The 24,387-nt window shown below is 64.5% G+C and carries 21 protein-coding genes and 1 other RNA gene; 9 read left to right on the top strand and 13 right to left on the bottom strand.

The window, feature by feature from the left end:
• Positions 1–17: 17 nt before the first annotated feature.
• The 5 genes from C163_RS17995 (at position 18) to ffs (ending at position 8,246) form a co-directional block, all read left to right on the top strand.
• Positions 18–677, top strand: a complete 660-nt coding sequence (locus C163_RS17995; RefSeq protein ID WP_015271155.1) for a GntR family transcriptional regulator — start codon at positions 18–20, stop codon at positions 675–677.
• Between the two features lie 3 nt (positions 678–680).
• Positions 681–4,169: a chromosome segregation protein SMC gene (smc, locus tag C163_RS17990; protein WP_025340023.1), complete on the top strand. Its 3,489-nt coding sequence runs from the start codon at positions 681–683 to the stop codon at positions 4,167–4,169.
• 205 nt (positions 4,170–4,374) lie between these two features.
• Positions 4,375–5,265, top strand: a complete 891-nt coding sequence (gene zipA, locus C163_RS17985; RefSeq protein WP_025340022.1) for a cell division protein ZipA — start codon at positions 4,375–4,377, stop codon at positions 5,263–5,265.
• A gap of 239 nt (positions 5,266–5,504) precedes the next feature.
• Positions 5,505–7,835: an NAD-dependent DNA ligase LigA gene (gene ligA / locus C163_RS17980; protein WP_025340021.1), complete on the top strand. Its 2,331-nt coding sequence runs from the start codon at positions 5,505–5,507 to the stop codon at positions 7,833–7,835.
• A gap of 314 nt (positions 7,836–8,149) precedes the next feature.
• Positions 8,150–8,246: signal recognition particle sRNA small type (gene ffs / locus C163_RS26660), an RNA gene on the top strand.
• A 63-nt stretch (positions 8,247–8,309) separates the two neighbouring features.
• Here ffs and C163_RS17975 read toward each other — a convergent pair.
• Together C163_RS17975 and C163_RS17970 are read right to left on the bottom strand one after the other, a co-directional pair.
• Positions 8,310–8,636, bottom strand: coding sequence for a hypothetical protein (locus C163_RS17975; protein WP_025340020.1), 327 nt, complete (start codon positions 8,634–8,636; stop codon positions 8,310–8,312).
• A gap of 136 nt (positions 8,637–8,772) precedes the next feature.
• Positions 8,773–9,171, bottom strand: coding sequence for a helix-turn-helix domain-containing protein (locus C163_RS17970; protein ID WP_038408245.1), 399 nt, complete (start codon positions 9,169–9,171; stop codon positions 8,773–8,775).
• Between the two features lie 82 nt (positions 9,172–9,253).
• On the opposite strand from C163_RS17970, the gene C163_RS17965 reads away from it, so the two are divergent.
• Positions 9,254–9,754 (top strand): DUF2938 domain-containing protein, encoded by a 501-nt coding sequence (locus tag C163_RS17965; protein WP_025340019.1) that lies wholly within the window; start codon positions 9,254–9,256, stop codon positions 9,752–9,754.
• A 196-nt stretch (positions 9,755–9,950) separates the two neighbouring features.
• Here C163_RS17965 and C163_RS17960 read toward each other — a convergent pair whose 3' ends face one another.
• Positions 9,951–10,718 (bottom strand): ABC transporter substrate-binding protein, encoded by a 768-nt coding sequence (locus C163_RS17960; RefSeq protein WP_025340018.1) that lies wholly within the window; start codon positions 10,716–10,718, stop codon positions 9,951–9,953.
• A 123-nt stretch (positions 10,719–10,841) separates the two neighbouring features.
• Between C163_RS17960 and dnaX the strand changes: the two genes are divergently transcribed.
• The 3 genes from dnaX to recR all read left to right on the top strand — a co-directional run bounded on the left by dnaX (position 10,842) and on the right by recR (position 14,206).
• Positions 10,842–12,926, top strand: a complete 2,085-nt coding sequence (dnaX, locus tag C163_RS17955; RefSeq protein ID WP_025340017.1) for a DNA polymerase III subunit gamma/tau — start codon at positions 10,842–10,844, stop codon at positions 12,924–12,926.
• A gap of 64 nt (positions 12,927–12,990) precedes the next feature.
• Complete coding sequence (locus tag C163_RS17950) at positions 12,991–13,326, top strand: YbaB/EbfC family nucleoid-associated protein (protein ID WP_003259671.1); 336 nt, start codon at positions 12,991–12,993, stop codon at positions 13,324–13,326.
• 277 nt (positions 13,327–13,603) lie between these two features.
• Entirely contained in the window at positions 13,604–14,206 is a 603-nt protein-coding gene (recR, locus tag C163_RS17945; RefSeq protein ID WP_003259670.1) for a recombination mediator RecR, read from the top strand.
• A gap of 141 nt (positions 14,207–14,347) precedes the next feature.
• On the opposite strand, the gene C163_RS17940 is transcribed toward recR, so the two are convergent.
• The 10 genes from C163_RS17940 to C163_RS17895 all read right to left on the bottom strand — a co-directional run bounded on the left by C163_RS17940 (position 14,348) and on the right by C163_RS17895 (position 24,382).
• Entirely contained in the window at positions 14,348–14,896 is a 549-nt protein-coding gene (locus tag C163_RS17940; protein WP_009683910.1) for an adenine phosphoribosyltransferase, read from the bottom strand.
• A gap of 55 nt (positions 14,897–14,951) precedes the next feature.
• Positions 14,952–15,686: a Crp/Fnr family transcriptional regulator FnrA gene (fnrA, locus tag C163_RS17935; RefSeq protein WP_015271145.1), complete on the bottom strand. Its 735-nt coding sequence runs from the start codon at positions 15,684–15,686 to the stop codon at positions 14,952–14,954.
• 184 nt (positions 15,687–15,870) lie between these two features.
• The gene (gene hemN / locus C163_RS17930) at positions 15,871–17,253 is read right to left on the bottom strand and encodes an oxygen-independent coproporphyrinogen III oxidase (protein ID WP_025340016.1); all 1,383 of its coding nucleotides are present in this window, start codon (positions 17,251–17,253) and stop codon (positions 15,871–15,873) included.
• Positions 17,254–17,439: 186 nt separating this feature from the next.
• On the bottom strand, positions 17,440–18,123 hold the full coding sequence (locus C163_RS17925) for a sulfite exporter TauE/SafE family protein (RefSeq protein ID WP_025340015.1): 684 nt from the start codon (positions 18,121–18,123) through the stop codon (positions 17,440–17,442).
• Positions 18,116–18,331: a cbb3-type cytochrome oxidase assembly protein CcoS gene (gene ccoS, locus C163_RS17920; protein ID WP_025340014.1), complete on the bottom strand. Its 216-nt coding sequence runs from the start codon at positions 18,329–18,331 to the stop codon at positions 18,116–18,118. Before ccoS ends, C163_RS17925 begins: the two co-directional genes overlap by 8 nt.
• Positions 18,310–20,784 carry a heavy metal translocating P-type ATPase gene (locus C163_RS17915; RefSeq protein ID WP_025340013.1) on the bottom strand — a complete coding sequence of 825 codons (2,475 nt, stop codon included), beginning with the start codon at positions 20,782–20,784 and terminating at the stop codon, positions 18,310–18,312. The genes ccoS and C163_RS17915 overlap by 22 nt, the downstream gene beginning before the upstream one ends.
• Positions 20,785–20,939: 155 nt before the next feature.
• Positions 20,940–21,464 carry a FixH family protein gene (locus C163_RS17910; RefSeq protein WP_025340012.1) on the bottom strand — a complete coding sequence of 175 codons (525 nt, stop codon included), beginning with the start codon at positions 21,462–21,464 and terminating at the stop codon, positions 20,940–20,942.
• Positions 21,465–21,479: 15 nt separating this feature from the next.
• A complete protein-coding gene (gene ccoG, locus C163_RS17905; RefSeq protein WP_025340011.1) occupies positions 21,480–22,895 on the bottom strand; it encodes a cytochrome c oxidase accessory protein CcoG in 1,416 nt (471 codons plus the stop codon).
• Positions 22,896–23,216: 321 nt separating this feature from the next.
• Complete coding sequence (ccoP, locus tag C163_RS17900) at positions 23,217–24,194, bottom strand: cytochrome-c oxidase, cbb3-type subunit III (RefSeq protein WP_025340010.1); 978 nt, start codon at positions 24,192–24,194, stop codon at positions 23,217–23,219.
• Entirely contained in the window at positions 24,191–24,382 is a 192-nt protein-coding gene (locus C163_RS17895; protein ID WP_003259925.1) for a CcoQ/FixQ family Cbb3-type cytochrome c oxidase assembly chaperone, read from the bottom strand. The genes ccoP and C163_RS17895 overlap by 4 nt, the downstream gene beginning before the upstream one ends.
• Between the last annotated feature and the right edge of the window lie 5 nt (positions 24,383–24,387).

Raw genomic sequence — 24,387 nt, 5'->3', positions numbered from 1 at the left:
GATTTTGAAGGAAAACCATGACGTTCAAGGCCCCGGACAGCCTCTCCGAGCAGATTGCCGATTACCTGGCCGAACGCATCATCCGCGGCGAGCTGGCGCCAGGCGAGCGTATCCAGGAGCAGAAGGTCACCCAGGCACTCAACGTCAGCCGCGGCTCGGTGCGCGAAGCGCTGCTGATCCTCGAACGCCGTCACCTGGTGGCGATCCTGCCGCGCCGGGGTGCCCATGTGACCGAGCTCGACGAGCGCAGTGTGCGCAGCCTGTGCGCACTGATGGGCGAGTTCTACATCCTGCTGGGTAACGCGGTTGCGCAAAAATGGCGCACCGATGCCGACCTGCGCCCGTTCCTGGAGATCCAGCAGCGCCTGCAGCGGGCCCATGACCAGCTGGACATCAAGGCCTTCGTCGCCGACAGCTTCGCGGTCATGCGGGCGGCCTATCCGTTCGCCGACAACCCGTTCCTGCAGGAAACCGTGGAAAACCTGCAGCCGGCGATGAGCCGTGCCTACTACCTGTCGCTGGACCAGCGCCAGGCCAACATGATCGATTACCTGGACCTGTTCGCCCGCCTGCTCGACGCCGTGATCGCCCGTGACCTGCCGCGCATTCGCGAGGTGCTCACCGCCTATGGCCAGCGCAGCTGCGAACTGGTGCTGGCGGCGTTGGCCCGAGGCTGACCGATGCGCCTGAAGTGCATTCGCCTGGCCGGGTTCAAGTCGTTCGTCGACCCGACCACGGTCAACTTTCCCAGCAACATGGCGGCCGTGGTCGGCCCCAACGGCTGTGGCAAGTCCAACATCATCGATGCCGTGCGCTGGGTGATGGGCGAGAGTTCGGCGAAGAACCTGCGCGGCGAGTCGATGACCGATGTCATCTTCAACGGCTCCAGTGGCCGCAAGCCGGTCAGCCAGGCCAGCATCGAGCTGGTGTTCGACAACAGCGAAACCACCCTGGTCGGCGAATATGCCGCCTACGCCGAGATCTCGATCCGCCGCAAGGTCACCCGCGACGGGCAGAACAGCTACTACCTCAACGGCACCAAGTGCCGCCGGCGCGATATCACCGACATCTTCCTCGGTACCGGGCTGGGGCCGCGCAGCTACTCGATCATCGAACAGGGCATGATCTCCAAGCTGATCGAGGCCAAGCCCGAGGAGCTGCGCAACTTCATCGAGGAAGCCGCCGGCATTTCCAAGTACAAGGAACGCCGCCGTGAAACCGAGAGCCGCATCCGCCGCACCCAGGAAAACCTGGCGCGCCTGACCGACCTGCGCGAAGAGCTGGAGCGCCAGCTGGAGCGCCTGCACCGTCAGGCCCAGGCGGCCGAGAAGTACCGCGAATACAAGGCCCAGGAGCGCCAGCTGAAGGCGCGCCTGTCGGCCTTGCGCTGGCGTGACCTGGACGAACGGGTGCGCCAGCGCGAGGCGGTGATCGGCGACCAGGATGTGTCCCATGAGGCGCTGGTGGCCGAGCAGCGCAATGCCGATGCCAGCATCGAGCGCCTGCGCGATGGCCATCACGAATTGTCCGAACGCTTCAACCAGGTGCAGGGCCGTTTCTACTCGGTGGCCGGTGACATCGCCCGGGTCGAGCAGAGCATCCAGCACGGCCAGCAGCGCCTGCGCCAGTTGCAGGATGACTTCAAGGAAGCCGAGCGCACGCGCCTGGAAACCGAGTCGCACCTGGGCCACGACCGTACCCTGCTGGCTACCTTGGGCGAAGAGCTGGCCATGCTCGAACCCGAGCAGGAAATGACCCTGGCCGCTGCCGAAGAAGCCACTGCCGCCCTTGAAGAGGCCGAGCTGGGCATGCACGGCTGGCAGGAACAGTGGGACAGCTTCAACAGCCGTTCTGCCGAGCCGCGCCGCCAGGCCGAAGTGCAGCAGGCGCGCCTGCAACAGCTGGAGGCCAGCCTGGAACGCCAGGCCGAGCGCCAGCGCAAGCTGGGCGAGGAGCGTGAGCTGCTGGGCAGCGACCCACAGGATGCGGCCATGCTCGAACTGGCCGAGCAGCTGGCCAGCAGCGAAATGGTGCTGGAAGAGTTGCAGTTGTCGGAAGAGCAGGTGGTCGAGCGCCTGGAAGGCGCGCGTGAGCAACTGCAGCAGGCCACCCAGGCCCAACAGCAGGCGCAGGGCGACCTGCAACGCCTGGGTGGCCGCCTGGCCTCGCTCGAAGCCTTGCAGCAGGCCGCCCTGGAGCCGGGTGCAGGTGCTGCGGACTGGCTGCAGGGCCAAGGCCTGGAGCAACAGCCGCGGCTGGCTGAAGGGTTGCGGGTTGAGCCGGGCTGGGAGCTTGCAGTAGAAACCGTGCTTGGCGCCGACCTGCAGGCTGTGCTGGTGGACGACTTCAGTAACCTGGATTTTGCCGGCCTGGAGCAGGGCGAGTTGCGCTTGCTGCTGGCGAGCGGTACCGGCTCGTCGCTGCCCGGCAGCCTGCTGGAAAAGGTCGAAGGCCGTGTCGACCTGGCGCCTTGGCTGGGCCAGGTCAAGCCCGTGGCAGACCTTGCCCAGGCGCTGGCGCAGCGCGCGTCGCTCGGCGAAGGCCAGAGCCTGGTCAGCCGCGATGGCTACTGGGTTGGCCGACACTTCCTGCGGGTGCGCCGTGGCGGCGAAGCCGAAGGCGGCGTGCTGGCACGCGGCCAGGAGATCGAGCGCCTGGGCCAGGAGCAACTGGAGCAGGAAGCGGCGCTGGAGCAGTTGGAACAGCAACTGCAGGCCCTGCGCGAGCAGCAGCTGGACCTTGAAGAACAGCGTGAACAACTGCGCCGTCGCACCCAGGAAGAAAACCGCCTGCATGGCGAGCTGAAGGCCAACCTGTCGGCTGGCCGCGCACGTGCCGAGCAGGTCGAGCTGCGCCGCCGGCGCCTGCAGGAAGAGCTGGCCGAACTGGAAGAACAGCGCGCCCTGGAGCATGAGCAGCTGGGCGAAGCCCGCCTGCTGCTGCAGGAGGCCCTGGAGCTGATGGCCCAGGACACCGAGCAGCGCGAGCAGTTGATGGCTCGCCGCGACACCCTGCGCGAAAGCCTCGATCGCGTGCGCCAGGAGGCCCGCCAGCACAAGGATCACGCCCACCAGCTGGCTGTGCGCCTGGGCTCGCTGCGCGCGCAGCATGATTCCACCCGGCAGGCCCTGGAGCGCCTGGAGCAGCAGGCCGCGCGCCTGACCGAGCGCCAGGAGCAACTGAGCCTGAACCTGGAAGAGGGCGAGGCCCCACAGGAAGAACTGCGCCTGAAGCTGGAAGAGCTGCTGGAGCGGCGCATGAGCGTCGACGAGGAAATGCGCCAGGCCCGCCTGCACATGGACGAAGCCGACCGCGAACTGCGCGACGCCGAAAAGCGCCGTACCCAGGCCGAGCAGCAGGCCCAGTTGCTGCGTGGCCAGCTGGAGCAGCTGCGCCTGGAGTGCCAGGGCCTGGATGTGCGGCGCAAGACCTTGCAGGAGCAGTTGCTGGCCGATGGCTACGACCTGCAAGGCGTGCTCGCCACCCTGGAGGCCGAGGCCAGCGAGCAGGGCACCGAACAGGAGTTGGAGCAGCTCGAGGCGCGTATCCAGCGCCTGGGGGCGATCAACCTGGCGGCCATCGAAGAGTACGAGCAGCAGTCCGAGCGCAAGCGCTACCTGGACGCCCAGGACGCCGACCTGGTCGAAGCCCTGGAGACCCTGGAAAACGTCATTCGCAAGATCGACAAGGAAACCCGCAACCGCTTCAAGGATACCTTTGATCAGATAAATGCCGGATTACAGGCACTTTTCCCAAAAGTTTTCGGTGGTGGCAGCGCTTATCTGGAACTGACGGGCGAAGATCTACTCGATACAGGGGTAACGATCATGGCGCGGCCACCGGGCAAGAAGAACAGCACCATCCATCTGCTGTCCGGCGGCGAGAAGGCACTGACCGCATTGGCGCTGGTGTTTGCCATCTTCAAGTTGAACCCCGCACCGTTCTGCATGCTCGACGAAGTCGACGCGCCGCTGGACGATGCCAACGTCGGGCGCTACGCCCGTCTGGTCAAGGAAATGAGTGAAAGCGTGCAGTTCATCTACATCACCCATAACAAGATTGCCATGGAGATGGCGGATCAATTGATGGGGGTGACCATGCATGAACCAGGCTGTTCACGTCTGGTTGCCGTCGATGTGGAGGAGGCCATGGCCATGGTCGATGCCTGATGCTCGACGATAAGGGCATATTCCGTAGCGAAATGCCCCCGCCATGTGCGACAGACGGTGTAAAGTTGTCTTTGGTCGTGCTAGCTTAATGTCACTCGTTTTTTGCGTGGGTAAAACGCCTGTCAGAACATAGAGTTGGCGCCACGTGTTAAAGGGCTTTGAACCCTTTGTTTTCAAGCATATTTTTATAGAGGCACGGGATTACATGGAAATCGGTCTGCGCGAGTGGCTGATCGTCATCGGCATCATTGTCATTGCCGGGATTCTTTTCGACGGCTGGCGCCGCATGCGCGGCGGGAAAGGCAAGTTGAAATTCCGTCTGGATCGCAGTTATTCCAACCTGCCGGACGAAGAGGGCAATGCCGAAGTGCTTGGCCCTTCGCGGGTGCTGGATACCCACAAGGAGCCTGAGCTGGACGAAAGCGACCTGCCGTCGCTCAGTGCTTCTGCGCGTGATCGCGAGCGCGAGCCCAAGCCGGCCAAGGCTGCCAAGCGCGGCAAGCGCGCCACCGCTGCTGCGGATGCACAGCAGGGCGACCTGAACCTCAGCGCCGAGCCACGCGAGCCCGACCTGTTTGCCGACAGCGATGACGACTTTGCCGCGGAAAACACCCGCAGCAACGGTGCGGCGCCTGCCAGCAACAGTGTCAAGGAGCTGCCGCCGGCCGAGGAAGTGCTGGTGATCAGCGTCATCTCCCGCGACGAGGGTGGCTTCAAGGGCCCGGCGCTGCTGCAGAACATTCTGGAAAGCGGCCTGCGCTTCGGCGAAATGGACATCTTCCACCGTCACGAGAGCATGGCCGGTCACGGCGAGGTGCTGTTCTCCATGGCCAACGCCGTCAAGCCCGGCGTGTTCGACCTGGACGACATCGACCACTTCAGCACCCGCGCGGTGAGCTTCTTCCTCGGCCTGCCGGGCCCACGTCATCCGAAGCAGGCCTTCGACGTGATGGTGGCTGCGGCGCGCAAGCTGGCGCACGAACTGAACGGTGAGCTCAAGGACGACCAGCGCAGCGTGCTGACCGCCCAGACCATCGAGCACTACCGCCAGCGCATCGTCGAGTTCGAGCGCCGTGCGCTGACCCAGAAGCGCTGACAGATCCAGACGAAAGAGCAGCCTGAGGGCGTGCTGGTCGGTTCGGGTGTTGTTATCGCCTGTGCCGGCCTCTTCGCGGGCTTGCCCGCTCCCACAGGTACATCGCTGCCCTTGAGGCTCGTGGTGTCCCTGTGGGAGCGGGCAAGCCCGCGAAGAGGCCAGCACAGGCAATAAATACCTCAAGGCCCCGGCACCACCCCCCAGGCTGCTCTTTTGCTTTGCAAGAGAAGACAAATCCCATGACCGCCGAAACCCGTATCCACGAACTGCGTGCCGAGCTCGACCAGCACAACTACCGCTATTACGTGCTCGATGAGCCAAGCGTGCCCGATGCCGAATACGACCGCCTGTTCAACGAGCTCAAGGCGCTTGAAGCCGAACACCCGCACCTGGTAACCCCCGACTCGCCCACCCAGCGCGTGGGTGGCGAAGCCCTGGCCGCATTCAGCCAGGTACGCCACGAAGTGCCCATGCTCAGCCTGGGCAACGCCTTCGAAGAAGCCGACCTGCGTGAGTTCGGCCGCCGCGTGGTAGACGGCCTCGACCAGCCCGGTGCGGTCGACTACAGTTGCGAGCCCAAGCTCGACGGCCTGGCCGTGAGCTTGTTGTACCGCGACGGCCAGCTGGTGCAGGGCGCCACCCGTGGCGACGGCACCACTGGCGAAGACATCAGTGCCAACGTGCGTACCGTGCGCAACATCCCGCTCAAGCTGCAAGGCGAGGGGTGGCCGGCGGTGCTGGAGGTGCGCGGCGAGGTGTACATGAGCAAGGCCGGTTTCGACCGGCTCAACGCCGCCCAGGCCGAAGCCGGTGGCAAGACCTTCGCCAACCCGCGCAACGCTGCCGCCGGCAGCCTGCGTCAGCTGGACTCGAAAATCACCGCCAGCCGCCCGCTGGAATTCTGCTGCTATGGCGTCGGCCAGGTGTCCGCGAGCATCGGCGACAGCCACATCGGCATCCTCGAGCAGCTCAAGGCCTGGGGCCTGCCGATCAGCCGCGAACTCAAGCATGCCGCTGGCATTGAAGAATGCCTGGCCTACTACCGCGACATCGGCGAGCGACGCAACAGCCTGCCCTACGAAATCGACGGCGTGGTGTTCAAGGTCAACAGCCTGGCCGCCCAGCGTGAACTGGGCTTCCGCGCCCGTGAGCCGCGCTGGGCGATCGCCCACAAGTTCCCGGCCATGGAAGAGCTGACCGAGGTGCTGGATGTCGAGTTCCAGGTCGGCCGCACCGGCGCGGTAACGCCCGTGGCACGCCTGAAGCCGGTCAAGGTCGCCGGTGTGACCGTGTCCAACGCCACCCTGCACAACATGGACGAAATCGCCCGCCTGGGCCTGCGCATTGGTGACACGGTGATCATCCGCCGCGCCGGTGACGTGATTCCGCAGGTGATGCAGGTGGTGCTGGAGCGCCGCCCGGAAGATGCGCGCCCGGTGCAGGTGCCGAGCGAATGCCCGGTATGCGGCTCGCAGGTCGAGCGTACCCAGCTGGTCAAGCGTAGCAAGGGCAAGGAAACCACCAGCGAGGGCGCGGTGTACCGCTGCGTCGGTCGCCTGGCCTGTGGCGCCCAGCTCAAGCAGGCGATCATCCACTACGTGTCACGCCGCGCCATGGACATCGACGGCCTGGGCGAGAAGAGCGTCGAGCAACTGGTGGACGAAGGCCTGATCGGCTCGCCGGCCGACCTGTACAAGCTGGAATTCGACCAGATCGTCGGCCTGGAAGGTTTTGCCGAAGTGTCCAGCAAGAAGCTGCTGGATGCCATCGAAGCCAGCAAGCGCCCGGGCCTGGCGCGCTTCATCTACGCCTTGGGCATCCCCGACGTAGGCGAGGAGACCGCCAAGGTGCTGGCCCGCTCGCTGGGCAGCCTGGCGCGCGTGCAACAGGCGCTGCCCCAGGTGCTCACCTACCTGCCGGACATCGGCCTGGAGGTGGCCTACGAGATCCACAACTTCTTCGAGGACGAGCACAACCGCAAGGTCATCAAGCAGTTGCTGGACAGCGGCATGCAACTGCAGGACGAAGGCGAGCTGGCTGCCGAATTCGCCGCCAGCACCACCCTGGCCGGGATGATCGCCAAGCTCGACATCGCCTCGGTTGGCCCTACCGGTGCCGAAAAGCTGGTGGCCAAGCTCGACAGCCTGGACAAGATCATCGCCGCCGACGGTATCGACCTGCGCCAGGCCCTGGCGGCCAAGCAGGCCGAAGCCGTGCGCGAGTTCTTCAAGGATGAAGCCAACCAGAAGCTGGCCCGGGACATCGAGGCACAGTTGCTGGCGTTCGGCATGCACTGGAGCAGCGAGAAGAAAGTGGCCGAAGGCTTGCCGCTGGCCGGCCAGACCTGGGTGCTGACCGGTACCCTGGAGCGCATGAGCCGCGATATTGCCAAGGAAAAACTGGAAAGCCTGGGGGCCAAGGTGGCGGGCTCGGTTTCCGGCAAGACCCACTGCGTGGTGGCGGGGCCGGGGGCGGGGTCCAAGCTGGCCAAGGCCAGTGAGTTGGGGGTGAAGGTGCTTGATGAAGATGCCTTCGTCACCTTCCTGGGCGAGCAGGGCATCGCTGTCTAACGCCCTGCGCAATCCCCTGTGGCTTGCGCGGCCCTTGTGGGAGCGGGCATGCCCGCGAACACGGGCGAAGCCCGTGCCATCCACCGCGGCGCCTGCTTCGCGGGTGAACCCGCTCCCACAGGTCCTGCGCTGGTCTTGCTGTCAGCGCTAACCCTGAAGGAGCGGGTTCACCCGCTATTTGGCAGCTCCAGGCCACGCCGACCCGGACAAGTCATTGAGAAATGATGACTTTTTCTCCTCCAGAGGTTGTATCTGCCCCCAAGACCGGTACAATGGCGCCACTCGCTGTTCAGCGAGCCTTGTAGTGGTGGCCCCATCGGTCCCCCCGCATTGATTACCCGTTAACCTGGTCAGGCCCGGAAGGGAGCAGCCATAGCGGGAACATCGAGTGCCGGGGTGTGGCTGGTGGGGCCGCCTCCATTTCAGGTCCTTGAATTTTCAAGGATTCCTCGCATTACCCTACTCGACTTCTCCTCAAGCGCATTGAGAAGCTACGCGAACGAGGTTTTCAGAAAAGAGCCCTCGCTGATAAACGTAGACTTTCCCGCCCGTGTCCCCTTTGAACGTCTCGATCACATTGTCCGCCGCAACAGGGCTGCTCAGGATCACGCGATAGCTTCGGCTCGTATGGGTGACGTTCGGCGATTGCTGATTCTCTTGCAACTTCTGCATGACGCAGGCGGAAAAAGCTTCTGGGGATTTCGCGGTCAGCAACTCCTTCGTCGGCTGGTTAGGCGCGGATGCGCACCCCGCCAGCAGCGTGAAAGTGAAGGAGGCAGCAGCAAGAGGCAGAAAGCGCATCAGACAGTTCCAGATTTGAGTTCAGGCGCCATTCTCCATTTCATTTGGCTGATAGAAAACATGCAAATGTCGATGTTACCTATCATCGATCTTGATGAGTAATGAGCGTCCAAGCACAGCGAATTCAATGCTTCCGCTATCTAGCCTGCGCATTTTTCCCATGCCCCGCCGCCGACAGCTTCATCAGTCGCTGGAATTTCGGGCATTCCAGGTGATCTTCCTCAGGGCACTGCGCCGCATGCCGCAAGCCCTTGCTCATTGCCTGCAAGCGCCTGATTCGTGCATCCAGTTCGTCGGCCTTGGCGATCAGCATCTGCCGGTCGACCTGCAGGTCCACCAGCATCGTCCCCACTTCATCCAGCGAAAACCCCGCAGCCTGGCCCAGGGCGATCAGCGCCAGCCGGTCTGCAACATCGGCTGCGAACTGCCGCCGCTGGCCAGGCCCTGCGAGTGACTTTAGCAGGCCTTTCTTCTCGTAGTAGCGCAGCGTCGAGGCGGGTACGCCTGTGCGTTTGGCGACGTCGGCAATGTCCATTTCGGGCCCTTGACTTGAAGTTGACTTCAACTTCTATGCTGCGCGGCATGGTGATGACCGTCAATCTTCGAGGGCTTGTTCAATGACGTTTACTGCGATGTTTTCCGCTGCTTTGCCAATTGGTATCGGTGCCACGATGGTGATGGACTTGTGGGGGCTGCTGCTGAGGCGGATGGGTGTCGCCACGCTGAACTTCGCCATGGTCGGGCGTTGGGCGGGGCATTTACTGCACGGGCGTGTGCGGCACCAGGCGATTGCCAAGGCGGAACCGGTGCGGCATGAGCTGGCGTTGGGGTGGGGGATTCATTACGCCATCGGCGTGCTGTTCGCGATGCTGCTGGTCATGATCGTGGGGGAGGGCTGGTTGCTGGCACCGACTTTGTTGCCCGCGCTGGTTGTCGGTGTGGTGACGGTGGTGGCACCTTTGTGCTTCATGCAGCCGGCGATGGGCGCGGGGTTCTTTGCGTCGAGGACGCCGACGCCTTTGCGCAACTGCCTGAAGAGCCTGGCCACGCATTTTGTGTTTGGCGTGGGGATGTTCTTGAGTGCGGGTTTGCTGGCGAGCGCGCAATCAGCCTGCTGACAGCACCACCAGGCTTGAGCCTGCAATAGAAACTGTGTCTGCACCGCACAATCCTGTGGGAGCGGGCATGCCCGCGAAGAATGCAGCTCGGTGGCTGGCACCGGCCTTGCCGGTGTTCGCGGGCTCGCCCGCTCCCACAGCGACCGCGCCGACTTTGAGATTTTGAGTCAGAGATTGCTGCCGATACTCCAAGAGATCAGGGGCGAGCCACAGACATAGGGGTTGGATAGCCCATCCCCCCATACCGCTGCACAATCCGCTCGATCTCCCCCGACTGCTTCATCCGCACCAGTGCCCGCAGCAGCCCTTGGGTCGGTATCGCCGGGTCATTGCGTACCATGCACCCCAGGTCCTGGTCCTCCAGCACTGCCAGCGCCTGCAATTGCTGCTCGGCGGGTAGCCCCTGGTTGAACCACTGCAACGACAGCTGGTTGCTTACCGCATGCCGATAGCGCCCGGCTTGCAGCTTCTGCAGTACCAGCAACTGGCTGCGGCTGTCCTCGCGGTGCAGGCGGCCCTGGTCGAGCAGCGGTTGCAAGGTCGAATAGGTGTAGCCAAGCACTGTGCCGATGGCCTGGGCAGGCAGTTGCTCCGGGGGCAGCGGAGTACTGTCGCCAGCGCGGCCTACCAGCAGGTCTCGCTGGTGCAGCAGCGGGATGCTCCAGACAAAATCCCCCGGCCGGTCATTGAACCACTGGGTGCTGACATAGCAGCGCACATCTATATCACCGCTGTTCATCGCCTCCTGCAGGCGCAGGCGGGCCATGACGTGGTATTCGGGGCGTACGCCCACCTCTTTGGCCAAGGCCTGCATCAGGTCGTACAGCAAACCTTCCACCGGCTGGTCGTTTTCGATGCGCACCAGCGGCATGCTCCAGCTCTCAGCGACAGAAAAACGCAACACGGGCTGTTCAGCCTGGCTGTAGGTGCTCCACAGCAGCAACAGGGCCAGCAGTCTTCGCAAAGGCAATCCTCCCTGGATGGCGCGCCAGTTTCAAAGCTTAGACGACTTGCGCAGGGTGCAATTTTGCCCCCGCTCCGCTAGCATTAGCGATCTTCCGCTCGATCAGGCTACGATGGTTTTTCGATGAGTTATCAGGTTCTTGCACGTAAATGGCGTCCGCGCTCGTTCCGCGAAATGGTCGGCCAGACCCATGTGCTCAAGGCCTTGATCAATGCCTTGGACAACCAGCGCCTGCACCATGCCTATCTGTTCACCGGTACCCGGGGTGTGGGCAAGACCACCATTGCCCGTATCATCGCCAAGTGCCTGAACTGCGAAACCGGCATCACCTCCACGCCCTGCGGCACCTGCTCGGTGTGCCGGGAGATCGACGAAGGCCGTTTCGTCGACCTGATCGAGATCGACGCCGCCAGCCGCACCAAGGTCGAGGACACCCGCGAACTGCTCGATAACGTGCAGTACGCCCCGAGCCGTGGGCGCTTCAAGGTCTACCTGATCGACGAAGTGCACATGCTCTCGACCCACTCGTTCAACGCCTTGCTCAAGACGCTGGAAGAGCCGCCGCCCTACGTCAAGTTCATCCTCGCCACTACCGACCCGCAGAAACTGCCGGCCACCATTCTGTCGCGCTGCCTGCAGTTCTCGCTGAAGAACATGAGCCCGGAGCGGGTGGTCGAGCACCTCAGCCATGTTCTGGCTGCCGAGAACGTGCCGTTCGAGCCGGATGCCCTGTGGCTGCTGGGGCGCGCGGCCGATGGTTCGATGCGTGACGCCATGAGCCTGACCGACCAGGCCATCGCCTTTGGCGAAGGCAAGGTATTGGCCGCCGATGTGCGGGCCATGCTCGGCAGCCTCGATCATGGCCAGGTTTACGGGGTGCTGCAGGCGCTGCTCGAAGGCGATGCCCGGGCCTTGCTCGAGGCCGTGCGCAACCTGGCCGAGCAGGGGCCGGACTGGGCTGGTGTGCTGGCCGAGATGCTCAATGTGCTGCACCGCGTGGCCATTGCCCAGGCGCTGCCGGAAGCGGTGGACAACGGCCAGGGCGACCGAGAGCGGGTGCTGGCGCTGGCCTCGGCATTGCCAGCCGAGGACGTGCAGTTCTATTACCAGATGGGCCTGATCGGCCGCCGTGACCTGCCCCTGGCGCCGGACCCGCGCGGTGGTTTCGAAATGGTCCTGCTGCGCATGCTGGCGTTCCGCCCGGCCGACACCGACGACGCGCCGAAGCCGGTACTAAAGCCAGTGGGGATCAGCCAGGCCACAGCTGATCCTGCAACACCGGTGGCAGCGCCGACGGTTGCCGTGGCACCGCCGGCCGCTGCTGTCGTGGAGCCTGTTGCACCGGTTGCCGCGCAACAAGTGCAGGCGCCCGCACCGGTCGAGCCAGCGCCACAGCCAGTTGTCGAGCCTGTGGTGGCGGCTGAACCTGCACCGGTCAGCGAACCTGAGCCAGCACCAGAACCCGTGGCAGAGGTGGTTGACCTGCCATGGGAAGAGCCCGCGCCAGCGCCCGCACCGGTAGTGGCCGAGCCTGCGCCGGCTCCTGCTCCTGCTCCTGCACCGGCCGCTGCACCCACGCCGGCACCTGCCGCCCCGGCACACGACGACGAGCCACCCTTCGACCCGTCCGCCTATGCCGCCGTGGGCATGGACCGCGACGATGAACCGCCGTTGGACGAAGACTATTACGGCGGCGAAAGCGACCCGGTCGGCTTCAGCTACCTGGACGAACTGGCCGAACACGTCCAGGAAGAAGCACCCAAACCGGCAGCCGAACCGCTGCCCGCAGCCAAGCCGGCCACCGGCCTGGCCCTGCAATGGCTGGAATTATTCCCACAGTTGCCTGTATCCGGGATGACAGGCAACATCGCGGCAAACTGTACGTTGATTGCCGCCGATGGCGACGACTGGCTGCTGCACCTGGACCCTGGCCAGGGTGCGCTGTTCAACGCCACCCAGCAGCGGCGCCTTAACGAAGCGCTCAACCAGCACCTGGGGCGCACGCTGAACCTGCGCATCGAGCTGATCCTGCCCGAGCAGGAAACCCCGGCCCAGGCAGCGGCGCGCAAACGCGCCGAGCGCCAGCAGGATGCAGTCACCTCGATCGAGCAGGATCCGTTGATCCAGCAGATGATCAAGTTGTTCGGCGCCAAGGTGCGGCAGGATACTATTGAGCCTGTAGAAGCCCTGGTTAATCAGGGCCAGTAACGGATAACCATGCGGCCGGCCCGGTGCCGGGCCGCATCACATGACCCAATCGAGGTATACCCCCATGATGAAAGGTGGCATGGCCGGCCTGATGAAGCAGGCCCAGCAGATGCAGGAAAAGATGCAGAAGATGCAGGAAGAGCTGGCCAACGCCGAAGTCACCGGCCAGTCCGGTGGTGGTCTGGTGAGCGTGGTGATGACCGGTCGTCACGACGTCAAGCGTGTCAGCATCGACCAGAGCCTGATGTCGACTGATGAAGACGACAAGGAAGTGCTGGAAGACCTGATCGCCGCCGCGCTGAACGACGCCGTGCGCAAGGTTGAGCAGAACAGCCAGGACAAGATGGGCAGCATGACCGCCGGCATGCAGCTGCCGCCGGGCTTCAAGATGCCGTTCTAAGGGCATTTGCGTTACCGAAAACCGCCGCTGATGACAGCGGCGGTTTTTTTGTGCGTTCCTGCAGCCTGCGCGGTCTTTGTAGGAGCGGCCTTGTGTCGCGAAAGGGCTGCGCAGCAGCCCCGGCAATTCATGCTGCGAAGCTGGCAACCTGGGGCCGCTTCGCGCCCCATCGCGACACAAGGCCGCTCCTACAGGGACTGCGCAAGCCTTGGCTGATTTGACGCCACTGCCCCCGCTGGGTATAAACCGCCTCTTATTGATTTGTCAGGCCTTTCCCATGAGCTTCAGCCCTCTCATCCGCCAACTGATCGATGCCCTGCGTATTCTCCCGGGTGTCGGCCAGAAAACCGCCCAGCGCATGGCCCTGCAACTGCTCGAGCGTGACCGCAGCGGCGGCCTGCGCCTGGCCCAGGCCTTGACCCAGGCCATGGAGGGGGTTGGGCATTGCCGTCAGTGCCGCACCCTGACCGAACAGGAGCTGTGCCCGCAATGCGCCGACACGCGCCGTGACGATACCCAGTTGTGTGTGGTCGAAGGGCCGACCGATGTGTATGCAGTGGAGCAGACCGGCTACCGTGGCCGCTACTTCGTGCTCAAGGGCCACTTGTCGCCGCTGGACGGGTTGGGGCCTGAGGCGATCGGGATTCCGCAGCTGATGGCGCGGATCGAGGAGCAGGGCACCTTCACCGAGGTGATCCTGGCGACCAACCCGACGGTGGAAGGGGAGGCGACGGCGCATTACATCGCCCAGTTGCTGAGCGAAAAGGGCCTGGTGGCGTCGCGGATTGCCCATGGCGTGCCGCTGGGCGGCGAGCTGGAGCTGGTGGATGGTGGGACCTTGGCCCATGCGTTTGCGGGGCGTCGGCCGATTTCGCTCTAATTGAGAATTGTTGGGGCCGCTTTGCGGCCCATCGCGACACAAGGCCGCTCCTACAGGGACCGCGAATACCTGAATATTGCGCGGTCCCTGTAGGAGCGGCCTTGTGTCGCGATGGGCTGCAAAGCAGCCCCAAAACCCAACTCAGTACTCGCTAAGAGAAAACTCGGTCAGGCAGAAAGTCGGCACCCCGGCCGCCTGCAGCCGGCGCGACCCGTCCAGCTCCGGCAGATCGATGATCGCCGCCGCCTCGAACACCTGCGCACCGGTCCGGCGCACCAGGTTGGCCGCTGCCAGCAGCGTACCGCCAGTAGCAATCAAGTCATCGAAGATCAACACCGAATCCCCTTCGCACAGGCTGTCGGCATGCACTTCCAGGAAGGCTTCGCCATACTCGGTCTGGTAACCCTCGCTCAGCACGTCAGCCGGCAGCTTGCCCTGCTTGCGGAACAGGATCAGTGGCTTGTTCAGCTGGTGGGCGATGATCGAGCCGATCAGGAAGCCCCGCGCGTCCATGGCGCCGATGTGGCTGAACTCGGCTTCGACATAGCGTTCGATGAACTGGTCGGCCACATAGCGCAGCCCGCGCGGCGACTGGAACAGCGGGGTGATATCGCGGAAGATCACGCCCGGTTTGGGGAAGTCCACTACCGGGCGGATCAGGGCTTTGAGGTCGAAGGCGTCGCTGTGCATTGTTGCGGGTATCCTGGGAAAACGAATGCCCAAGTATACCCGCTAAACGCCGGCCTCAGGCCTCCATTGCGCCACCGGCCAGCGCGCACAGCTGGATCGGGTCGAGAATGTGCACTTCCTTGCCTTCGGCACGGATCAGGCCATTCTGCTGGAAGCGGGTGAACACCCGCGACACGGTTTCCACTGCCAGGCCCAGGTAGTTGCCGATTTCGTTGCGCGACATGCTCAGGCGGAACTGGTTGGCCGAATAGCCGCGGGCGCGGAAGCGCGCCGACAGGTTGACCAGGAAGGTGGCAATACGCTCGTCAGCGGTCTTTTTCGACAGCAGCAGCATCATCTGCTGGTCGTCGCGGATTTCCCGGCTCATTACCCGCATCAGCTGGCGGCGTAGCTGCGGCAGCTGCACCGACAGCTCGTCGAGGCGTTCGAACGGGATTTCGCACACCGAGGTGGTTTCCTGGGCCTGGGCCGACACCGGGTAGGCTTCGGTATCCATGCCCGACAGGCCGACCAGCTCGCTGGGCAGGTGGAAGCCGGTGATCTGCTCTTCGCCGCTGTCGCTGAGGCTGAAGGTTTTCAGCGCGCCGGAACGTACTGCGTAGACCGAGCCGAAATTGTCGCCCTGGCGGAACAGGAACTCGCCTTTTTTCAACGGCCGCCCACGCTTGACGATTTCATCCAGTGCATCCATGTCTTCCAGGTTGAGCGACAGAGGCAGGCACAGGGGGGCCAGGCTGCAGTCCTTGCAATGGGCCTGGTTGTGTGGGCGCAGTTTGACTGGCTCGGACATTTTCATTCGATCCTTGTGGGAAAGCACACATAAGACGTAAGGGTAACTCACGGCGTAGGTTGTAGGCCAGCGTGCGCTGTTGTGGTGCGAACTGGCCGGGCCCCGGCGGGTGTGCGCCGGGGCCTTCGCTGTGCCCATGGTGTGCCTGGCAAGGAACTTTGTCCATGCGGTTGAACGACTCGGTTCAGATCACCCGCGAGAAGCGCTGGCGGTTGTGCATCGCCAGGTAGGCGTCGAACACCATGCATACCGAACGCGCCAGCAGGCGGCCGGCCGGCAGGATGCGGATGCCTTTGTCGTCCAGGCGGATCAGGCCGTCGCGCTGCAAGGTCAGCAGTTCTGGCCAGAGGTCGTTGAAGTAGCCGCGAAAATCGATGGTGAAGGCCTGTTCGATCGGCTCGAAATCCAGCTCGAAATGGCAGATCAGTTGCTGGATCACCGCCCGGCGGATGCGGTCGTCGTGGTTGCACAGCAGGCCGCGCTGGGTGGCCAGCTGGGCGTTGGACAGGCTGTCCTGGTAGGTATTGAGGTCGCTGCTGTTCTGGCAGTACAGGTCGCCGATCTGGCTGATGGCCGATACGCCCAGGCCAATCAGGTCGCAGTGCCCATGGGTGGTGTAACCCTGGAAGTTGCGCTGCAGGGTGCCTTCTTCCTGGGCGATGGCCAGCTCGTCGTCGGGCAGGGCGAAGTGGTCCATGCCGATGTAGCGGTAGCCGGCTGCGGTCAGCTGGTCGATGGTGGCGTGCAGCATCTCCAGCTTGGCGGCCGCGCTGGGCAGGTCATTGCTGTCGATGCGCCGTTGCGGCATGAAGCGCTCGGGCAGGTGGGCGTAGTTGAACACCGACAGGCGGTCGGGTTGCAGGCGGATCACTTCTTCGACGGTGCGGGCAAAGCCTTCCGGGGTTTGCTTGGGCAGGCCGTAGATCAGGTCGAGGTTGATCGAGCGGAACTGCAAGGTGCGCGCGGCTTCGATCAGGGTGCGGGTCTGCTCCAGGCTCTGCAGGCGGTTTACCGCGCGCTGCACGGCCGGGTCGAGGTCCTGCACGCCCAGGCTGACGCGGTTGAAGCCCAGTTCGCGGAGCAGGCCCATGGTCGACCAGTCGGCTTCGCGCGGGTCGATCTCGATGCCGTAGTCGCCGGAGTCGTCGTCCAGCAGGTGGAAGTGCTGGCGCAGGGTGGCCATCAGCTGGCGCAGTTCCACATGGCTGAGGAACGTTGGCGTGCCGCCGCCGAAATGCAGCTGCTCGACACGCTGTTTAGGGTCGAGGTGGCAGGCGATCAGCTGGATTTCCTGCTCCAGGCGCTGCAGGTAGGGCGCAGCGCGGCCGCGGTCCTTGGTGATGACCTTGTTGCAGGCGCAGTAGTAGCAGATGTTGGCGCAGAACGGCACATGCACGTACAGCGACAGCGGGCGCGCGGCCCGACGGCTTTCGCGCAGGGCGTGGAGCAGGTCGAACGAGCCCACTTCGCTGTGCAGTTGCACGGCGGTCGGGTAAGAGGTGTAGCGTGGTCCGGCCAGGTCGTAACGGCGGATCAGGTCGGTATCCCAACGAAGGTCGTCGAGCATGAGGGCGGTCCCCGGAAAGAGCAGCAGTGCCCCGGAGTCTATGGCCGTCTGTAGGAATCTGTGTTGATTTGTATCAAGGGCATTGGGGCTGCTCTGCAGCCCTTCGCGGGCTTGCCCGCTCCCACAGGGGTACACATGATCCTGTGGGAGCGGGCATGCCCGCGAAGGGTCGCAAAGCGGCCCCCATCAATGCCCCATCAACCAATGCTGGTGCGGTCCAGGCATGGTCCAGATACCAAACAGCATCACCAGCACCCCGCCAGCCACCCGCACACTGCGTCTTTTCAACAAAATGTTTACCCGCTCCGCGGCTAATCCGGTAGCCAGCAATACCGGCCAGGTCCCCACGCCGAAAGCCAGCATCAGCGCCGCGCTGTACCCGGCATTGCCTTGGCTGGCCGCCCACAGCAAGGTGCTGTACACCAACCCGCACGGCAACCACCCCCACAGGGCCCCCAGCAACAACGCCCGAGGCACGCTGGACACCGGCAGCAAGCGCGACGCCACTGGCTGTATATGTCGCCACAGCCCCCGGCCCAGCGCCTCGATGCGGGTCAGCCCGCTCCACCAGCCGGCCAGGTACAACCCCATGGCGATCAACAGCAGCGCCGCCACCACCCGCAGTGCCAGCGCCGCCGGGCTGCTGGCCACGGCCCAGCCAGCCAGGCCCAGCAGCAGGCCGGCACAGGCATAACTGAGAATGCGCCCAAGGTTGTACGCCAGCAGCAGGCGCAAGCGCCGGCCACGTTGTTCGGGTGGTATGGCAAGGGTCAGCGCGCCCATCAGGCCGCCGCACATGCCCAGGCAGTGGCCGCCGCCGAGCAGGCCGAGGACCAACGCCGAGCCCAGCAGGGGCAGCAGGTCAGGCACGGGGTGGGGGTTCCTTGTCGGTGTCGGCCTGGTTGTCGTCAGGCTTCACCGCCGCCTGGTGGCGCGGGTCCTGGTCGTCGAACAGGATGCTGTGGGCAGGGCTTTCCAGGTCGTCGTACTGGCCGCTGTCCACCGCCCAGAAGAAGATGTACACGGCCACGCCGACCAGCAGCAGGGCTGCGGGGATCATGACATAGAGTGCGGGCATGACGACTTCCTCCCGGGCAAGGGCGCTTCGTTCGCTGGCAGGCCCGATGCCAGGGGCAGGCGGGTCAGGCGCAGGGCGTTGAGTACCACGATCAGTGAACTGACCGACATGCCGATGGCTGCCCACACCGGGGTGATCCAGCCAAGCGCGGCGAACGGTAACATCAGGCCATTATACAAGGTTGCCCACAGCAGGTTCTCGAGGATGTTGCGGCGGGTGCGGCGGGCCAGCTCGAAGGCCTGTACCAGCGCCTGCAGGCGGTTGGACAGCAGCACGGCGTCGGCGCTGGTCTTGGCCAGGTCGGTGGCGCTGCCCATGGCGATGCTGATGTCGGCGGCGGCCAGTACCGGCACGTCGTTGACCCCGTCACCCAGCATCAGCACCTTGCGCCCGGCCGCCTGCAGTGCCTTCAGCCGGTCCAGTTTGTCGTCCGGGCGCAGGCCGCCGATGGCCTGGTCGATGCCCAGCTGCGCGGCCACTTCGGCAACCATCGGCGAGCTGTCGCCCGACAGCAGCAGCGTGCGCCAGCCACGGGCCTTGCAGGCCGCCAGCAGGGCAGGGGCATCGTCGCGCAGGCGGTCGTCCAGGCCGAACCAGGCCAGCGGGCCCTGCCGGTCGCCCAGCAGCAGCCATTGGCCGCGCGGCTCTGGCACGCCGGGGATTTCCGCGCCGCTCAGGGCGCAGACGAAGGTGGCCTGGCCAATGCGCAGGCGCTGGCCTTCGACCAGCCCCTCCAGGCCCAGGCCCGGCACGGTCTGCACGTCGTCAGCAGGCGTGGCGGTGCGGCCGAAGGCACGGGCGATGGGGTGTTCGGAGCGGTTCTCCAGCGCCGCGGCCAGGGCCAGGCAGCGGTCGGCGGGCAGGCTGCCGAGCGGGCGAATGCTGCGCAAGGTCAGGCGGCCTTCGGTCAGCGTGCCGGTCTTGTCGAAAATCACCGTGTCGATCTGGTTCAGGCCTTCCAGCACATGGCCACGGGTGACCAGCAGGCCGAGCTTGTGCAAGGTGCCGGTGGCCGCAGTAAGCGCCGTTGGCGTGGCCAGGGACAGCGCGCAAGGGCAGGTCGCTACCAGCATGGCCAGTACGATCCAGAACGCCCGCGCCGGGTCCAGGTGCCACCACCACAGGCCGATGGCCGCGGCGGCCAGCAGCGAGAACAGCAGGAACCACTGCGATGCCCGGTCGGCGATTTCGGCCAGGCGTGGTTTTTCGGTCTGGGCGCGTTCAAGCAGGCGGACGATGGCCGACAACCGCGAGTCGTGGCCGAGGGCTTCGACTTCCACGTTCAGGGTGCTTTCGACGTTCAGGGTACCGCCGGTGACCCGCTCGCCGACCCGCCGTGGTTGCGGCAGGTATTCACCGGTCAGCAACGATTCATCGACGCTGGAGCGGCCTTCGACGATGCGCCCGTCGGCGGGGATTACCGCGCCTGGCAGCACCTGCACCGTGTCACCGCGCTGCAGTTCGCTGAGCAGGATGCGCTCGCTGCGGCCGACGGCGTCCAGGCGCAGGCACGAGGCCGGCAGCAGGTTGACCAGCTGCGCAGTGGCCGCGGCGGTGCGTTCGCGGGCGCGGCGCTCCAGGTAGCGGCCGGTGAGCAGGAACAGCGCGAACATGCCCACGGTGTCGAAATACAGCTCGCCGCTGCCGGTGATGGCGGTCCAGATGCCGGCGCCGAAGGCCAGGCCAATGGCCAGCGACACCGAAACGTCCATGGTCAGGTGGCGGGTACGCAGGTCGCGTGCCGCGCCCTTGAAGAACGGTGCGCAGCTGTAGAACACGATGGGGATGGTGAGGAACAGCGCCACCCAGCGCAGGATGGTGTGCAGTTCGGGCGACAGGTCGATGTTGAATTCCGGCCAGGTGGCCATGGTTGCCATCATCGCCTGGAACCACAGCAGCCCGGCCACGCCCAGGCGGCGCAGGGCGCTGCGGTTCTCGCGGGCCAGTTGCTCGGCGGCCTGGTCGGGCTGGTAGGGGTGGGCGGCGTAGCCGATCTGGCGCAGCTCGGCGAGCAGGCGCGAGAGCGGCAGTTGCTGGTCATGCCAGTTCAGCAGCAGGCGGTGGTTGGACAGGTTCAGGCGCGCCTCGGCGACGCCGGGCAGGTTGCGCAGGTGCTTTTCGATCAGCCAGCCGCAGGCGGCGCAGCTGATGCCTTCGACCAGCAGGGTGGTTTCGGCCAGGTCGCCAGCATGGCGAACGAAGGTTTGCTGAACGTCGCTGCGGTCGTAGAGGGCCAGTTCGTCCTGTAGCTGCTTGGGCAGGGCCTCGGGGTTGGCGCTGTTGTCGCTGCGGTGCTGGTAGTAGTGCTCCAGGCCACCGGCGACGATCGACTCGGCCACCGCCTGGCAGCCGGGGCAGCAGAACTGCCGAGGCTGGCCGAGGACCACGGCGTTGAAGCGGCTGCCGGCGGGGACGGGCAGGGCGCAGTGGTAGCAGGGGGTGGGCTGGGTCATCACATCATTGCCTTACACAAATCGGCCGGCTGGCGCGCATCCCTGTAGGAGCGGCCTTGTGTCGCGAAAGGGCCGCGAAGCGGCCCCGGGACTTCAGCAGCGGTGCATGAATCGCTGGGGCTGCGCTGCAGCCCTTTCGCGACACAAGGCCGCTCCTACATGTGCTCGGCGCCTTGAATGGCTTCGTCACCCAGTTGCAAAGTGACACCATGCTCCACTTTTTCTTCCTCGAACAAGCGCCAAACCTGGCCACCTTCGCTACCCAGCAGCTCAACGAAGCGCCGCCCGTCAACCTTGTCCTCCAGCTGCCCCACATAGCGCCCAGCCTCGACCCTGCTCAGCAGCACCTTGCGGTCTTTCTCCGGCTGGGTTGGCGAAATCAGGTTCAGCTCCAGGCTCTGCGGGTCGCTGTTGCCGGCCAGGCGCACGTCCACTTCGCCGGTCAGCTCGTCCAGGTGCACGCCGGCCTTCAGGCCCAGCGTCTGCGCCAGCAGTTCTCGGTCCAGCGAGCGGTTGATGCCCTTGCCAGCCTCGTAGTAGTTGTCGTTCACCAGGTTGTCCGGGTTGTGCACGGCGATGCTGACCATGGTCAGGCTCAGGCACACCGAGGTGGCGAGGATGCCGATGATGATCCAGGGCCAGAGGTGCTTGTACCAGGGGCTGGCGGCGGTGGCAGGCATTGTGGGTTATCTCTCTCAGCGGATCTGTGGGCCGATGAAGCGGCTCTTGGCTTCAACCTGGGCGTCGCTGTCATCGGCGCTCTTGAGGATGAAGGTGATTTCGTTGGTGGTCGATGGCAGTTTCTCGGGTGCGATCGACAGCTGCACCGGCAGGCTGACGATGTCACCAGCGTCCACGCGGATCTCGCGCTGGCCTTCAAGCTTCAGGTCCGGCAGGCCGGTGGCGTCCAGCACGTAGACGTGGTCACGCTGGTCCTTGTTCATCACTTTCAGGCTGTACACGTTCTCGATCCGGCCCTGGGCGTTCTCGCGGTACAGCACGCGGTCCTTGCTCACGTCGAAACCGACCAGCGAACGGGTGGCGAAGGCGGTGGCCAGGCCGACCATCATCACCAGCAGGACCACGGCATAGCCGATCAGGCGCGGGCGCAGCATGTGGGTTTTCTGCCCGGACAAGTTGTGCTCGGTGGTGTAGCTGATCAGCCCTTTGGGGTAGTTCATCTTGTCCATGATGTTGTCGCAGGCGTCGATGCACGCGGCGCAGCCGATGCACTCGATCTGCAGGCCATCACGGATGTCGATGCCGGTGGGGCAGACCTGCACGCACATGGTGCAGTCGATGCAGTCGCCCAGGCCCTTGGCCTTGTAGTCCATGTCCTTTTTGCGCGGGCCGCGGGTTTCGCCACGGCGCGGGTCGTAGGAAACGATCAGCGTATCCTTGTCGAACATCACGCTCTGGAAGCGCGCGTAGGGGCACATGTACACGCACACCTGCTCACGCAGCCAGCCGGCGTTGCCGTAGGTGGCGAGGGTGAAGAAGCCGACCCAGAAGTAGGCCCAGCCGTCGGCTCCGCCTGTGAAGAATTCGGTGGCCAGTTCACGGATCGGCGAGAAATAGCCGACGAAGGTCATGCCGGTGACGAAACCGATCAGCAGCCACAGGCTGTGCTTGGCGAACTTGCGCAGGAACTTGTTGCCGCTCATGGGGGCTTTGTCGAGCTTCATGCGCTGGTTGCGGTCGCCCTCGGTGACCTTTTCACACCACATGAAAATCCATGTCCACACGCTTTGCGGGCAGGTGTAGCCGCACCACACCCGGCCGGCGAACACGGTGATGAAGAACAGGCCGAAGGCGGCAACGATGAGGATGCCCGAAAGCAGAATGAAGTCTTGCGGCCAGATGGTGGCGCCGAAGATGTAGAACTTGCGCTCGGGCAGGTTCCACCACACGGCCTGGTGCCCACCCCAGTTCAGCCACACGGTGCCGAAGTACAGCAGGAACAGTACTGCCCCGCCGACCATCCGCAGGCGTCGGAACAGGCCGGTGAAGGCACGGGTGTAGATCTTTTCCCGGGAGGCGTAGAGGTCGACGGAATCCTTCCCTTTGTTGGCAGGCGGGGTGACGTCATGTACCGGAATTTGCTTGCTCATCATCAAGTCCCACGGCAGTGGAGAAACGCCGCAGCCAGTGCGTGCCGGCCGCAGTCTCGCGCAATCTGCTAGCGCTCTGCGGCCCATGATACGCCGCTGATGGCAGTATGGGGCTGCACTGCGACCTTTAGTCGCGTTGGGTTCGTGGTATGAATCGTGTTATGGCAGGTGTCAATTGATCCAGGTCATCAGCCTGCAAGAAATGCTGTGCCTTTACCGGCCCCTTCGCGGGCTTGCCCGCTCCCACAGGGACAACACCAACCTCAAGACTGGTGGCGAACCTGTGGGAGCGGGCAAGCCCGCGAAGAGGCCAGGCCTGCCTTACTCGGCCTTGGCCGGTTCGGCCTGCTGCGACAGGCTGTACACATAAGCCGCCAGCAAGTGCACCTTGTCATTACCTTGCATCTGCTCCTGGGCCGGCATCTGCCCCTGGCGACCGTAGCGGATGGTCTGTTGCAACTGGGCAAAGCTCGAACCGTAGATGAACGCCTGCGGATGGGTCAGGTTCGGCGCGCCCATGGCTGGCGTACCCTTGCCCTCCGGCCCGTGGCAGGCCACGCAGTTGGCGGCGAAGATCTTCTGCCCGTTCTCGGCATCGGCCTTCACGCCCTCTGGCAGGGTGCGGCCATCGAGCTTGCTGACCACGAACGCGGCCACATCGGCCACGCCCTGGTCACCGATCACCTCGGCCCAGGCCGGCATCACGCCGTGGCGACCGCCCATGATGGTGGTCTTGATGGTGTCTGGCTCGCCGCCCCAGCGCCAGTCGTTGTCGGTGAGGTTAGGGAAGCCGAAGGCACCCTTGGCGTCGGAGCCGTGGCACACCGAGCAGTTGGAAGCGAACAGCCGCGCGCCCATCTTCAGGGCCTGCGGGTCCTTGGCCACCTCGGTGATGGGCATGGCGGCGAACTTGGCGAAGATCGGCCCGAAGCGGGCGTCGGCCTTGGCCATTTCCTTTTCCCACTCGTGCACGCCGGTCCAGCCCGGCTGACCGTTGGAAAACTCGGTCTGCTTGTCGTTATCCAGGTACGAGTAGCCCGGCAGGACGCCTTTCCAGTTGCCCAGGCCCGGGTACAGCACCAGGTAGCCGAGGGCGAAGACGATGGTGCCGACGAACAGCCAGAACCACCATTTCGGCAGCGGGTTGTCGTACTCCTCGATGCCATCGAAGGCATGCCCGACGGTTTCGTCGGTGACCTCTTCGCGCTGGCCCTTGCGGGTCGACAGCAGCAGCCAGGTCAACGAGAAGATGGTGCCCAGGGTCAGGACGGTAACGTACAGACTCCAGAAGGTTGTCATTGTTTTTTGCTCCCAGAAGCTTTTGCTTGCTCGACGTGCCGGCTGGCTTCGGGGTCATCCGCGAAGGGCAGTTGGGTCGCTTCGTCGAAGTCCTTCTTGCGCCGTGGGTTGAACACCCACAGCGCCAGGCCCACGAAGGCCACCATCACCACGACGGTGCCCAGGCCGCGAATCATCCCGATATCCATCAGCG

The sequence above is a fragment of the Pseudomonas sp. FGI182 genome (genome assembly GCF_000511325.1).
In the GTDB taxonomy this organism is placed as follows: Bacteria; Pseudomonadota; Gammaproteobacteria; order Pseudomonadales; family Pseudomonadaceae; genus Aquipseudomonas; species Aquipseudomonas putida_Z.
This window is presented reverse-complemented; position numbering and strand designations above follow the sequence as displayed.